Source organism: Reichenbachiella sp. MSK19-1 (genome assembly GCF_003590315.1).
In the GTDB taxonomy this organism is placed as follows: Bacteria; Bacteroidota; Bacteroidia; order Cytophagales; family Cyclobacteriaceae; genus Reichenbachiella; species Reichenbachiella agariperforans.
Genome location: NZ_MIER01000002.1, coordinates 551,169 through 564,445, shown reverse-complemented (window position 1 = coordinate 564,445; position 13,277 = coordinate 551,169). Strand labels below are relative to the sequence as shown.

Here is a 13,277-nt window from a genome sequence, read left to right as displayed (position 1 = left end):
TGTCGAAAATAATTGATACAATGAGTGACGAAAAAGTAATCTTTTCAATGGCTGGGGTATCCAAAATCTACCCTCCACAAAAACAAGTTCTAAAGAATATCTACCTCTCCTTTTTCTATGGTGCCAAAATCGGCGTTTTGGGTCTGAACGGATCAGGAAAATCGTCATTATTGAGAATCATCGCTGGAGTTGACACAGAATACCAAGGCGAAGTTGTGTTTTCAGATGGCTATTCCATCGGCCTACTCGAACAAGAACCTAAGTTGGATCCTAAAAAGACGGTCAAGGAAATTGTGCAAGAAGGAGTACAAGAAACCATGGATTTACTCGCAAAGTTCGAAGAAATCAACTTGAAATTTGCTGATCCTGAAATCCTCGATAACCCAGACGCCATGGATAAACTCATGGCTGATCAAGCCACTGTTCAAGAAAAATTAGACAATCTCAACGCATGGGAGCTAGACAGCAAACTAGATCGCGCTATGGATGCGCTACGCACTCCTCCCGCGGATGCACTGATAGAAAACCTATCAGGTGGAGAAAAAAGAAGAGTCGCTCTATGCCGCCTACTACTCCAAGAGCCCGATGTATTGCTCCTAGATGAACCTACCAACCACCTCGATGCAGAGTCAGTACACTGGTTAGAACAACACCTCACACAGTACAAAGGAACTGTCATCGCAGTGACGCATGATAGATACTTCCTTGATAATGTCGCTGGATGGATACTCGAACTCGACCGTGGAGAAGGTATCCCATGGAAGGGAAACTACTCTTCATGGCTAGAGCAAAAACAAAAACGACTCGAAAAAGAAGAGAAGACTGAATCAAAACGTCAGAAGACGCTACAACGCGAGCTCGAATGGGTACGCATGGCACCAAAAGGTCGTCAAGCCAAAGCCAAAGCAAGATTGAATGCCTATGATAAATTGGCTGGTCAAGACGCAGCAGAACGAGAATCTAAGCTAGAATTATTCATTCCCGCTGGTGAAAGACTAGGTTCCAAAGTCATAGAAGTAGAAGGCGTTTCCAAGTCATTTGGAGACAAACTATTGTACGAAAACCTCACTTTTTCTCTCCCACAAGGGGGAATCGTTGGTATCGTTGGCCCCAATGGAGCTGGTAAAACGACGCTTTTCAACATGATTACGGGCAAAGAAAAGCCTGATACTGGAACCTTCGACATAGGATCGACGGTACAAATTGCCTATGTAGATCAAGAGCACGATCATCTAGACCCAAACAAAACGGTATGGGAAACTATCTCAGAAGGTAATGAACTGATTGATCTTGGCGGTAGACAAATCAACTCGCGCGCTTATGTAAGCAAGTTCAACTTCGGAGGAGGAGATCAAGGTAAAAAAGTAGGCGATCTATCCGGAGGAGAACGTAACCGCGTACACCTCGCTATGACACTCAAAGAAGGAGCAAACCTGTTGCTACTGGATGAACCTACCAACGACCTGGATGTCAACACTCTCCGGGCACTCGAAGAAGGGTTGGATAACTTTGCAGGATGTGCAGTGATCATCAGTCACGACAGATGGTTCTTGGACAGAGTATGTACACATACACTAGCCTTCGAAGGAGATAGCCAAGTAGTGTATTTTGAGGGTAGCTTCTCTGACTATGAAGAGGCCAAAATCAAGCGTCTAGGTAATGCAGAGCCTAAGCGTATCAAATACAAAAAACTTCAGTAGCGATAAAACGCATACTGATTAAGAGCAGAGATCAATTATGCTCTCTGCTCTTAACTGTTCTTTCTTCCCAAGACTCCCGCTCTTCCTTAAGCTTTTCGATTTCTTTGGTGTCCAAATTGAGCTGTAGCAGGTCAATAGCATCTGGCTGTCCCGCATCCACCCAGCAGGTGTACCATATATCCCCTACCATTTTGATACTCGCCCGCATCTGTCGCTCGACCATTCCATTCAGCCTTTGATGATACAGTTTCGAGTAGTGCTTCGAATACACTTTGACCGATCTATTGCCACGTTCTTCATAGGAGTACTTCTTGCTCTCCGATACATCTGTCGTTAATTCCCTTTCAAATCCTAATACCGAATCCAACGCCAGATGCGCCTGAGAGACTCCATCCCAAACATAACTATTCACATCATCTACATAGACTGCCCTACCGACAAAAAAATCATACTCTTCATCATACAGTTCTGGCAATCGGGATTCCCAAAACCCATGAATCCCATACTGTCCAGTCAACTGCCCATTGTAATTTTCAGTGGTATGAAGTGGCACATTAGAATCCGCTATGTAATGACCTATATCTGCCGAATAGCGTAAAATGTGTTCTAAATTTCTCTCTTCAAATGCACGAGTCAACTGCCATTTCATAAACGAAATATGCCAAGGAACAATACCATAAGCTTGCAAAGTATCCTCCGTAAACATCGCCACGGCACTATCCCATCGATGCGGCAAAATAGACAAAGCATCCTCTCCGTATACATCCAAATCAATATAGTGACGTGGCGCTTCTTCCTTGATGGCGTAGCGTCTCTCGTCGGGATTGACGGCATTTTCAGTCATATAGACTATGTGTCGCTTATAAAAATCAATTAAATCTGGGGGGAGAGTAAATACGGCTAGTCGATTGATCTTGCGGTGCGCATGAAAACCCCAATAGTAGCTTCCTGTACTCGTCAAGGATGAACAAAACAAAAACAGGCCAAGAATCCATTTTCTATACATCAGTGCAGTGAGTTGGTTGGTTGAATAACTCCTCCTCGGGACAAGCTCCCAAGGCATTAACTTTCTAATCGATCCATTATCCCTGCGGTTAGCAGAGCTAATAGACTTAACAGGTTATCCCCTGCGATTAAAAATAACCCTTTTGACAGAAATCACACCCTATGCTCACCTATTTTTTAAAGAGAAACCTGTAACATTGAGCATGATTCTTAACAGAGTAGCCGCACTCCTCTTCGTATGTATATCTGTCACCTCCTGTGTGACCATGAAACAAAACCTCAAGAGTAAAAAAATCACCAAAAGCATCCTTGAAGACGAAGTGTTACAGGATCATTTTACAGGTTTTGTCCTCCACGACCCTGAAGCCAACGAAAACCTCATAGAACTAAATGCTGATAAATTCTTCACACCAGCCTCCAATACCAAACTGATCACCTTCTATGGCGGGCTAATGGCCTTAGGCGATTCCATTCCTGGACTGATCTACGAAACAAGAAACGATACCCTCTTTTTTACAGGAACTGGCGACCCCACTTTTTTGAATCCTGACTTCAACAACCAAGTTGCGTTTGACTTCATCAGCAACTCACCGCTACACCTAGCTTATGTAACCCCTAATTTCAAAGATGATATTCATGCACCTGGTTGGACTTGGGAAGATTATGAATATTACTTTCAGGCAGAACGCAGTGGATTTCCTGTTTATGCCAACGAAGTGCATTTCATCTATGACACTTTGCGCCACGAATTTGACATTCTCCCTCGGTTCTTCGAAGATCAGGTTCAGCTCTATGAGACTTTCGAAAAGACTTACTCACATGCCAGAAACCTCCATGCCAACATCTTTCATTTCTCTCCTGATACGGCTCGATCAGCTTACAAAAACCGAATTCCATTTCAAACCTCTGACGAACTCACACTTGCCCTACTACAAGACACCCTCCACCGCAAGGTACACTTGGCTCAAAACTTTGAATTTGAGTCCCCTCAAACCATCTACTCTATAGAATCGAACGACATCTATGCACTAATGCTCAAACGTAGCGACAACTTCATCGCCGAACAATTGCAGTATCTCGCCACGAGCGAACTAAAAATCGAAATGAATTCCACAGCTTTTCGCAACCAGCTGCTCCTAAGAGAACTCTACCCCTATAGAGAACAACTCGTTTGGAAGGATGGGTCTGGTCTATCTCGATACAACCTAGTCACCCCTCAGTTTATGATCAGTCTAATGAAACTGATCTTAGCAGAAATCACGATTGACAGATTCAAATCCCTACTACCTACAGGTGGCACAGATGGCACGATTAAAGGCTGGTACAAGCCCGAAGAAGGTCAACCTCCTTATCTTTATGCTAAGACGGGAACGCTCAGCAACAATCACAACCTCACTGGAATTATCCATACCCAATCTGGAAAAGACCTCCTTTTCACCTTCATGAACAACAATTACCGAGGTAGCTCATATCCCGTCAAATCCGAAATGCAAAAAATTCTAAAGCATATTCACGAGACCTACTAGCTCGACCACTCATCATGCCAATTTACCTTTTTTACAAATAGTTGGTTGCATATACAACCATCGCCATCTACTTTCGTATTCCATTCGAAGATGAGCAAAAACATGCATCCATTAGACGAGTCATTGTTACCTTGGATTGGCAAAACCACCAAGGCATTGGATCATTTCATTACCGAAATGTTTGCCAGTTGTGGTATCCAGCTAACCAAGGCACAATTCATCTTGCTACGCGTCCTTGCCAAACACGAGGGTATCAAGCAAAATGACCTAGCAAGCTTTGCGAGTAGAGAGAAAACTACGCTGGCGCGGTTACTCACGACGATGGAGAAAAAAAATCTCGTCTACCGAAAAGGTTCTGACACGGACAAAAGAACCAATTTGGTATTCATTTCACCACAAGGAAAAGAAGAACTAGACAAGGCCATACCTGCATTGGTAGAGTCACTCCAGCTGATACAGTCTGGCATCACAAAAAAAGAATTATCTATAACATTAGGGGTATTACAAAGGATTAGAAAAAACATCAACGCGGATGAATTTTCTATTCCTTGCAAGCATTAAATCATGAACAGAAAAGTTACAATTGTATTAGGGATCGCACTAATCGCAGCAGGTATCTTCGGGTACAAAAAAATCTCCAACATTGAAAAGGATGAAAAGAAGCCTGCCGAAAAAGCACTCTCCACCATTTTTACCGAGACGGTAAAAAACCAGTCCGAGTCAATCAACATCACCGAAAGTGGTAGACTCACCGCCAAAAACAAAGCAGACATCTATGCCGAAGTACAAGGAGTGATGCAAACCACAGGGAAGGAATTCAAAGCAGGTGTGCAGTTCAGTAAAGGACAAGTCCTCGTCAAAATAAAGAGCAGTGACTCCTATGCCAATCTTCAAGCACAGAAAAGTGTCCTCCAAAATTTGGTCACTAGCATTCTGCCAGATCTGAGACTAGACTATCCAGAATCTTTCGAGAGATGGAACCAATACGTCATCAACTTTGACATAGACAAACCCATCCCTGCACTGCCAGAGACAACTTCTGACAAAGAAAAATACTTCATCACGGGAAAGAACATCTATACGACCTACTACAACACCAAAAATCTAGAAATCGTCCAGAGCAAATACAACATCCGCGCACCATATAGTGGTGTAGTGACTGAGGCACTCGTACGTCCAGGCACTGTCATCCGCACAGGACAAAAACTCGGTGAGTTCATCGATCCGTCAGTGTACGAACTAGAAATCGCAATTAGTCATTCGATGATTTCCTCATTAGCTCCAGGCCAAAATGTTATGGTTTCATCCCCAGGATCTGACCAAGCATGGGTAGGAAAAGTCGCCCGTATCAACGGCAAAGTAGACGCAACTACCCAAACGGTTCTCGTATTCATCGACGTGAAGGGAGAAGGGCTCAAAGAGGGGCTCTACCTCGAAGCGCACATCGAGGGACAAAAAGTCGATCAAGTCTACGAGCTAGACAGCAAGCTACTCGTAGGAGGAAACAAAATATACACCGTAGTAGACAACAAACTCAAACTCGTCTCCATTCAGGTCATCCACAAGACGCAAGAGACCGTCATCGTATCTGGCCTGACTGATGGGACAGAGATCGTATCCAAACTGGTACCAGGTGCCTACGAGGGCATGGAAGTCAAAGTGTACAGCGAAAAAAAGCAGTAAACCATGCAGAAAATTATTGATCATTTCATCAAGTATCCAGTCGCTGGCTGGATCATAGTCATCGCGTTTGTCTTTTTGGGACTAACGGGGCTATTCAACCTCAAGTCTTCCTTTTTTCCCTTGGTGGAAAGCCGAGACATCACGGTCAGCGTGACCTACCCTGGAGCCTCTCCTCAAGAGATGGAAGAAGGAATCGTTCTCAAGATCGAAGACAATATCCGTGGACTAGTAGGTATTGATAGGTTCACTTCTACCTCCTCCGAAAACAGTGCCAGCATCTACGTCGAAGTGCTCAAAGGATACGACATAGATGCCGTACTCGCAGATGTCAAAAATGCCGTCGATCGTATACCTTCTTTCCCTGTCGGGATGGAGCCCCCCGTAGTATCCAAAGGGATATTCATCACCGAGGTGATCTCGATGACCCTCAGCGGGGACAACGTCCCGTTAACTTCTCTCAAATCCATGGCACGAGATGTCGAGACAGACCTCAAAAACATCCCTGGAATCTCACAAGTAGATATCATCGGCTATCCCGAAGAAGAGATTGAAATTGCACTGAGCGAAGACAAACTAAGAGCCTATGACTTGACCTTCGAAGATGTGGCACGTGCCATCTCCTCGACCAACATCCTAGTCACAGGTGGTACCATCAAGACCCCTACAGAGGAATACCTGATCCGAGTCAGCAACCGCGCATACTACGGTGACGAACTGGATCACCTGATCGTCAAAGCCAGTGACAATGGTAACCTCATCCGTCTGCGCGACATAGCTATTGTGCGTGACCGCTGGTCTGAGACACCTGACAGGCTGTTTTACAACGGGAAACAAGCCGTACGTCTACGGACAGATGCGACCATCTCCGAAGACTTGATCGATGTAGCAGAGAAAACCAAGGCCTACATCACCGAATTCAACGCGACACATGACAATGTCCAACTAGACATCATCCGTGACTCTTCTATCACAGTACTACAACGCTCACAGCTACTGCTCGAAAACGGCGTAGTGGGGATGCTACTTGTCCTCTTTTTCTTAGCGATCTTCTTAAAACCAAGACTCGCTTTTTGGGTGGCCTTTGGTTTGCCGATTGCATTCTTGGGGATGTTTATGTTTGCTTCATTTGCTGGAGTGACGATCAACGTCCTGTCGCTCTTTGGGATGATCATCGTGATCGGTATCCTCGTTGATGACGGGATTGTAATCGCTGAAAACATCTACTATCACCACGAACGAGGACTCAGCCCAATACAAGCAGCAGTAGTCGGTACACGCGAAGTATTCCCAGCGATCATCTCGGCGATTCTGACGACATTGGTAGCCTTCTCGACCTTCTTCTTTTTGGAGGGACGTATCGGAGAGTTCTTTGGAGAGGTCGCAACCATCGTGATCTTGACGCTAAGTATCTCACTAGTAGAGGCACTCATCATCCTGCCTTCACACGTAGCACACTCCAAGGCCCTGTCCAAAGAGCAAAAGACCTACGCGTTCAACCGCTATGCTGAGCAAGGTATGAATTGGTTCAGAGACAAAGCCTATGTCCCGTTCTTAGAGTTCTTTTTGCATCACAAACTCCTAGGATTCGCCATCCCAATATTCATGCTGGCACTGACAATAGGATCAATGAACGCTGGAATCATTCGTACGACTTTCTTTCCTCAGATAGCCAGTGATCGAGTCACCATCTCACTCACCATGCCACAGGGGACTCATGAGTCCATCACAGACTCAATTATTACAGAAATCGAACGAATCACCTGGGAAGTAAGTGAGCGCTTTGATCAGAAACAAGACAAGGATGCAATCGAAAATATCATCCGAAGAATTGGCCCTGGCACATCCAAAGCCACACTGTACATCCACCTCCTCCCTGGTGAAGAACGGATGTTTCCATCCTATGAACTCTCTACAGCGGTCAGCGAAGCAGTAGGTGAAATTCATAGTGCAGAAAGCGTGGTGTACAGTTCGGGGGGTAACTTCGGTGGACTACCGATCTCCATCTCCCTGCTCAGTGACAACATCGAAGAGCTCAAAGGAGCCAAAGCAGATCTCAAGGAATATATGAAAGAAAATGCACTCCTCAAAGACATCCAAGACAACGATCCACAGGGTATCAAGGAGATCAAAATCACACTCAAGGATCGCGCCTATGCCATGGGCTTCAGGCTCGACGATGTGATTGGTCAAGTTCGTAACGGCTTCTTTGGCTACCAAGCCCAGAGATTTCAGCGTCGCAGAGATGAAATCAAAGTCTGGGTACGCTACGACGAGGAAGAACGCTCCTCGATCAAAAACTTAGACGACATGCGTATCGTGAGTTCACAAGGAGACCGTGTACCACTCAGCGAAATTGTGAATTATGAAATCGCTCGTGGTGAGATCTCTATCAATCACCTCAACGGGAAACGTGAAATACGCGTCGATGCGGATTTCAAAGACCCGAAGACGAGTGCAACTGAGGTCATGGCTACCATCAAGGAAGACATGCTTCCTATACTCAAAGCCAAATACCCCAACGTCTCGCCGATATTTGAAGGACAAAATCGTGAAGCAAACAAGACACAGACTTCTGCGGCACAAGTCATTCCGATTATCTTTTTCTCCATCTTCCTGATCATTGCCTTTACGTTCCGGTCGTTTAGCCAGCCCCTCTTGCTGTTGCTAATGATCCCGTTTAGTCTGATCGGTGTAGCTTGGGGACACTGGATACATGAGTTCCCGATCAACATGCTGTCCTTCCTCGGTATCATCGCATTGATCGGTATAGTCGTCAACGACGGGTTGGTGCTCATCGGCAAGATGAACAGTAACTTGAAAGAAGGCATGAACTACAACGATGCGCTAATCGAAGCGGGCAAGTCAAGGTTCCGAGCCATCTTTTTGACATCCATCACGACAGTAGCTGGTTTAGCTCCATTGATTTTTGAGACGAGTCGTCAGGCACAGTTTCTGATCCCAATGGCCATCGCCATCGCCTACGGTATCGTCATGGCGACTGTGCTGACGCTGGTCATGCTACCACTCATGCTCGCTACAGGCAATGACGTCAAAGTCTATTGGCTATGGCTATGGCATGGCAAGAAGCCAACCCAAGAAGAAGTAGAACGTGCAGTAAAAGAATTAGAAGTAGAAAACGGTGAACACGGTCATGAATAAATACATCATCATAGCAATCTTGAGTCTGGGGTCCATGGCCTCAGCCCTGGGACAAGAAGTACTGAGCAAATCCGATGCGGTATCTATCGCATTGGAAAACAACTTTGACATCCGAGCAGCCACAATCGACCAAGAGGTCGCCGAAAACAACGCCAGTTTGCTCAACAGTGGCTACCTGCCGACAGTCAATGGCTCTGCTGCTGGAAACTATTCGGTATCTAACTCCAACCTGTCCTACAGCTCCGGAGCAGACACCACGATCAATGGAGCAAACAGCTACGGTGCGAATGCTCAAGTACAGCTCAACTACACGGTATTTGATGGTATGGGTAGATTGTACGATTACAAAATCCTACAGGTCAACTACCAACTCAGTGAGCTACAGGCACGCACTGTGATGGAAAACACGTTGATCAACCTATTTACGGGATACTATGAGATCGCACGCCTCACCGAAAACGAGCTCAATCAAAAGCAAACGTTGGACATCTCTCGTGATCGCTTGCAGCGTGCCAGGTACAGCTATGACTATGGTCAAAACACCAATCTGGATGTACTCAATGCCGAGGTGGATTACAACACGGACAGTATCAGTTACTTGACGATCCAGCAGCAGCTCCGCAACGAAAAGCGAAACCTCAACTTGATGATGGGACGAGACGTGAGCGTGGAATTTGAGGTAGACACCACGTTGGTATTTGACGGCCTCTTGTACAACACCCTAGCAGAAAATGCACAAGCATACAACGCTACTTTGCTGCAAGAAAGAAGCCGCCTCACCAGTAGCCATTATGGTATCCGGACGGCTCAATCTGCCATCATTCCAAAAATCGGAATCAACGGATCCTACGGATACAACTACAACCACAATGCACCCGGCAACTTCCTCAGCGAGATCAACTCGACCACAGGTACGGTCGGTGCCTCTCTATCCTGGAACATCTTCGATGGAGGAAAATCCAATATCCAGCGACAAAACAGTAGACTCGCCTATGAAAACCAACAAGTCACGCTCGAAAAAGCAGAGCTGACTCTCGAGACGCAGTTGCAAAACGCCTGGACAATCTACCAGACGGCACTCTTCGTCATGCAGGCTGAAGCCAAAAACCTGCAAACCAACGAGCGCAACTTTGACCGATCTCAAGAGCAATACCAACTCGGACAGATCACCTCGATTGAATTTAGACAGGCGCAGTTCAACCTGCTCAACGCCAACCTCAACTACAACCAAGCCAAGTACAGCGCCAAACAGGCGGAGCTCGCACTCTTACAACTGAGTGGCACTTTGCTACAAGCTAGCTTCTAAGTAGGCATTGGTCAGGAGGAATCTGTCGTCGGTCGATCTCATCAACCCACGACGGATTCCTTCGTATGACTAGTCAGGTCAAAAAAATCATGCAAAAAAAGCTTGAAGAAAGAATCGTATTGTTTTCACTCTGGTTATTGATGTTTTCATCTAGTAGCCAGTTCTTCATCATGTCCCCCATCCTCTCACAGATCGGAGAACAACTCACTATTCCAGAACAATGGCTAGGAACACTGATCACGGCCTACGCCATATCACTTGCTATCATGGCGTTAATGATCGGACCGATATCAGACCGCTACGGAAGACGGAAAATACTACTGGTTGGCTGTGGAAGTTCAGCCATAGTTCTCTTACTTCACCCATTGGCCTATAACTACTATAGCCTACTTACCCTCCGAATTCTAGCTGGACTCGCTGGAGGTGTTCTCGCAGGTAGTTGTGTCGCTTATGTAGGAGATTATTTCAGTATCGGACGTAGAGGTTGGGCCAATGGTATCGTAGCAACAGGTAGTGCTGCTGGACAAATCATAGGTATCCCAATGGGAACACTGTTCTCAGGCTGGATAGGTTTTTACGCTCCCTTCCAGTTTTTTGGCGTAATGATCGCCATAGCCTTTGTAGTCATTCTAATCAAACTACCACAACCCATTCTACCCAACCAAAACTGCAAAACAGGAGTATTTCAGGCCAGTCGAGACTACCTCAAACTACTCCGTGAACCTGGAGTTAAAAGCATTGCCATGGGCTACATTTTGTCCTTTTTCAGCATCTCAATTTTCATTGTCTACTTCCCTACTTGGCTAGAAAATTCTTTCCGAATCGATAACTATGAAATCGCCATACTGTTCCTGATCGGTGGTATAGCGACTGTTTTGGCAGGTCCAATTTCTGGCCGACTCTCGGACAAACGTGGACGTGGGCAGATCATTGTTCTCACCAACCTCATATTGGCTATTGCACTACCAATATCCGTTTTCGTTCTCAATCAGCACTATGTATTTTACCCAGTTGTATTTTTCGTAATTATGGTATTTATCGTAGCGCGTCGTGTTCCCTTTCAGACTTTGGCTGGAGATATCGTCCAAGATCAACATCGAGGTAGGATGATGAGTCTAACGCTCTCTATTGGTCAGATAGGAATGGCTTTGGGTTCTGGGCTTGCTGGACTAGTATATACTCAGATAGGTTTTATTGGAAATGCTGTCTTTGCGGCCATAGCCTGCTTCACCATGGCTATCATTATACAGCGTTATTTCCCAGACTATCAAACCAAAAGAAAAATAGCCAATAGCCGCTTATCCTAAAACACCGAAGACTTACAACTAATTCACTAAAGATCTACAAGCTAGACTTGTAACTCTCCTCATACTCTTTCCATGGAGTCTCCTTGTACTCGTCTTCTCCATAGTAGTGGATGATCTTATCAAACACAGGTGCTTCTAAATAACCAGGCACAGGGGACAACATCCTAAATTCCTCATCCATGAAGACAACAGTCGGGTAACTCATTTTTCCATTCAACAATGAATAGGCTAGCTCGTGGATACCATTTCGACCACTATCCACCCATTTAAAAGTATGATCATTGAACTCAATATTCTCCTTTTGTTCTGCATTGAGCTTCACAGGATAATATTTATCATTGAGATATTTGGCAATTTCTGGATGATTAAATGTGGCCTTGTCCATTTTCTTACACCACCCACACCAATCCGTGTACACATCAATAAAGATTTTCTTAGGCTCTTTTTTATTCAGTGCGACAGCCTCTTCAAAAGAATACCACTTTACCTCCTCCTCTTTTTGATCTCCTACTTTCATCACAAAAGCAGAACTCAACAAAGCCATCAATATCAACGAACCGAGTATAACCGTATATTTTTTCATCATAGCATATTTATCACCCTCACAAAGGTATGAAATTCATCTCAATAGATAGCGTACATAATCAGGGAGCTAAAAGTTTCAAACAGGGCAGTTTTTTGTAAATCAACAAGGATATCTTAAATTGACAGATATAACCTTATATCATGGAAAACTGCAATAAATGTGAAAAGCGAGCAGTGCTCAAATGCAGAGGCTGTGGGCGTATGTGGTGCAAAAATTGTCATGCCGAAGTAGGAAAACCTGGACTATTTGCGGGCAAGTGTGGCGTATGCGAAGGGATAGTCGTGAGACTAGAGCATGTCTAATCACCCGCCCACTAACTCCTTTAGATTAAAAATGAGACTCTCCCAGAGATCTTGTAGTTCCTGCTCGTCATCCATTTCTGAAAAGTCCGTCACGCGAATAAAAACCTCCTGCGTCAGCTCATTCATATCTATCTTGAACTCCACATAATTAGGTTCCTCGTCATCAGATATAAACTCAAAACAAACCTGACTATTGGTACGATGAGAGATCATTCGAGCTTTACTCTCTTCACCATCCCAGATAAAAGTAAACACCTTATCTTCGTCGATATTGACATCATCGGCAAACCACTGTGCCAGACCACTAGCGGAAGACATATAAGGATACAGCATTTTTTTCGATGCTTTTATTTCATACTCTCCTATGTACTTGAATTTACTCATAATCAGATCGATATAAAGACACTGTTAATTTTTCCCGTAAGCTAATCCATTTTTTTTCTAATCAGCCATGGTTAAATCAACAATAATAATAACTTTGCACCTCCAAAATCAATGGCGAGGTAGCTCAGTTGGTTAGAGCGCAGGATTCATAACCCTGAGGTCACGGGTTCAACTCCCGTCTTCGCTACAATTTTTAACCCTTGTATTCTTGTAATATAAGGGTTTTTGTTTTTTTAGAAAGACTTTTTAAGCTTTTAATTAGCACGCCCAAATCATCAAATTCTACCGAATATTATCCGATAACACACGGTGATATTTC

At 44.8% G+C, this 13,277-nt stretch carries 11 protein-coding genes and 1 tRNA gene; 9 read left to right on the top strand and 3 right to left on the bottom strand.

Going from position 1 to position 13,277, the window contains the following annotated elements:
* Nucleotides 1-20: 20 nt before the first annotated feature.
* A complete protein-coding gene (gene ettA, locus BGP76_RS02535) occupies nucleotides 21-1,700 on the top strand; it encodes an energy-dependent translational throttle protein EttA (RefSeq protein WP_073119583.1) in 1,680 nt (559 codons plus the stop codon).
* 31 nt (nucleotides 1,701-1,731) lie between these two features.
* On the opposite strand, the gene BGP76_RS02530 is transcribed toward ettA, so the two are convergent.
* On the bottom strand, nucleotides 1,732-2,763 hold the full coding sequence (locus BGP76_RS02530; protein ID WP_245816787.1) for a zinc dependent phospholipase C family protein: 1,032 nt from the start codon (nucleotides 2,761-2,763) through the stop codon (nucleotides 1,732-1,734).
* An 85-nt stretch (nucleotides 2,764-2,848) separates the two neighbouring features.
* On the opposite strand from BGP76_RS02530, the gene BGP76_RS02525 reads away from it, so the two are divergent.
* From BGP76_RS02525 to BGP76_RS02500, 6 genes are all read left to right on the top strand, one after another.
* Complete coding sequence (locus BGP76_RS02525; RefSeq protein ID WP_147407350.1) at nucleotides 2,849-4,231, top strand: D-alanyl-D-alanine carboxypeptidase; 1,383 nt, start codon at nucleotides 2,849-2,851, stop codon at nucleotides 4,229-4,231.
* A gap of 90 nt (nucleotides 4,232-4,321) precedes the next feature.
* On the top strand, nucleotides 4,322-4,792 hold the full coding sequence (locus BGP76_RS02520) for a MarR family winged helix-turn-helix transcriptional regulator (RefSeq protein ID WP_119843481.1): 471 nt from the start codon (nucleotides 4,322-4,324) through the stop codon (nucleotides 4,790-4,792).
* Between the two features lie 3 nt (nucleotides 4,793-4,795).
* On the top strand, nucleotides 4,796-5,914 hold the full coding sequence (locus BGP76_RS02515; RefSeq protein WP_119843480.1) for an efflux RND transporter periplasmic adaptor subunit: 1,119 nt from the start codon (nucleotides 4,796-4,798) through the stop codon (nucleotides 5,912-5,914).
* A gap of 3 nt (nucleotides 5,915-5,917) precedes the next feature.
* Nucleotides 5,918-9,073, top strand: coding sequence for an efflux RND transporter permease subunit (locus BGP76_RS02510; RefSeq protein ID WP_119843479.1), 3,156 nt, complete (start codon nucleotides 5,918-5,920; stop codon nucleotides 9,071-9,073).
* On the top strand, nucleotides 9,066-10,379 hold the full coding sequence (locus BGP76_RS02505; RefSeq protein ID WP_221409838.1) for a TolC family protein: 1,314 nt from the start codon (nucleotides 9,066-9,068) through the stop codon (nucleotides 10,377-10,379). Before BGP76_RS02510 ends, BGP76_RS02505 begins: the two co-directional genes overlap by 8 nt.
* Nucleotides 10,380-10,468: 89 nt before the next feature.
* On the top strand, nucleotides 10,469-11,686 hold the full coding sequence (locus BGP76_RS02500) for an MFS transporter (protein WP_158584013.1): 1,218 nt from the start codon (nucleotides 10,469-10,471) through the stop codon (nucleotides 11,684-11,686).
* Between the two features lie 34 nt (nucleotides 11,687-11,720).
* Here the strand turns inward: BGP76_RS02500 and BGP76_RS02495 are convergent, their stop codons facing one another.
* Entirely contained in the window at nucleotides 11,721-12,272 is a 552-nt protein-coding gene (locus BGP76_RS02495; protein WP_252737116.1) for a DUF255 domain-containing protein, read from the bottom strand.
* A gap of 140 nt (nucleotides 12,273-12,412) precedes the next feature.
* Between BGP76_RS02495 and BGP76_RS20205 the strand changes: the two genes are divergently transcribed.
* Nucleotides 12,413-12,574 (top strand): hypothetical protein, encoded by a 162-nt coding sequence (locus tag BGP76_RS20205; RefSeq protein ID WP_158584011.1) that lies wholly within the window; start codon nucleotides 12,413-12,415, stop codon nucleotides 12,572-12,574.
* Here the strand turns inward: BGP76_RS20205 and BGP76_RS02490 are convergent, their stop codons facing one another.
* Entirely contained in the window at nucleotides 12,575-12,958 is a 384-nt protein-coding gene (locus BGP76_RS02490) for an START-like domain-containing protein (RefSeq protein ID WP_073119600.1), read from the bottom strand. It abuts the gene before it with no gap.
* A gap of 113 nt (nucleotides 12,959-13,071) precedes the next feature.
* On the opposite strand from BGP76_RS02490, the gene BGP76_RS02485 reads away from it, so the two are divergent.
* Nucleotides 13,072-13,145, top strand: a tRNA-Met gene (locus tag BGP76_RS02485).
* The last annotated feature ends 132 nt before the right edge of the window (nucleotides 13,146-13,277 follow it).

What these genes read in the sequence shown, in the direction of transcription:
- BGP76_RS02500 (WP_158584013.1), top strand. Translation starts at nt 10,469, where the DNA reads ATGCAAAAAAAGCTTGAAGAAAGAATCGTATTGTTTTCACTCTGGTTA.
- ettA (WP_073119583.1), top strand. Translation starts at nt 21, where the DNA reads ATGAGTGACGAAAAAGTAATCTTTTCAATGGCTGGGGTATCCAAAATC.
- BGP76_RS02495 (WP_252737116.1), bottom strand. Translation starts at nt 12,272, where the DNA reads ATGATGAAAAAATATACGGTTATACTCGGTTCGTTGATATTGATGGCT.
- BGP76_RS02490 (WP_073119600.1), bottom strand. Translation starts at nt 12,958, where the DNA reads ATGAGTAAATTCAAGTACATAGGAGAGTATGAAATAAAAGCATCGAAA.
- BGP76_RS02505 (WP_221409838.1), top strand. Translation starts at nt 9,066, where the DNA reads ATGAATAAATACATCATCATAGCAATCTTGAGTCTGGGGTCCATGGCC.
- BGP76_RS02530 (WP_245816787.1), bottom strand. Translation starts at nt 2,763, where the DNA reads ATGCCTTGGGAGCTTGTCCCGAGGAGGAGTTATTCAACCAACCAACTC.
- BGP76_RS20205 (WP_158584011.1), top strand. Translation starts at nt 12,413, where the DNA reads ATGGAAAACTGCAATAAATGTGAAAAGCGAGCAGTGCTCAAATGCAGA.
- BGP76_RS02520 (WP_119843481.1), top strand. Translation starts at nt 4,322, where the DNA reads ATGAGCAAAAACATGCATCCATTAGACGAGTCATTGTTACCTTGGATT.
- BGP76_RS02515 (WP_119843480.1), top strand. Translation starts at nt 4,796, where the DNA reads ATGAACAGAAAAGTTACAATTGTATTAGGGATCGCACTAATCGCAGCA.
- BGP76_RS02510 (WP_119843479.1), top strand. Translation starts at nt 5,918, where the DNA reads ATGCAGAAAATTATTGATCATTTCATCAAGTATCCAGTCGCTGGCTGG.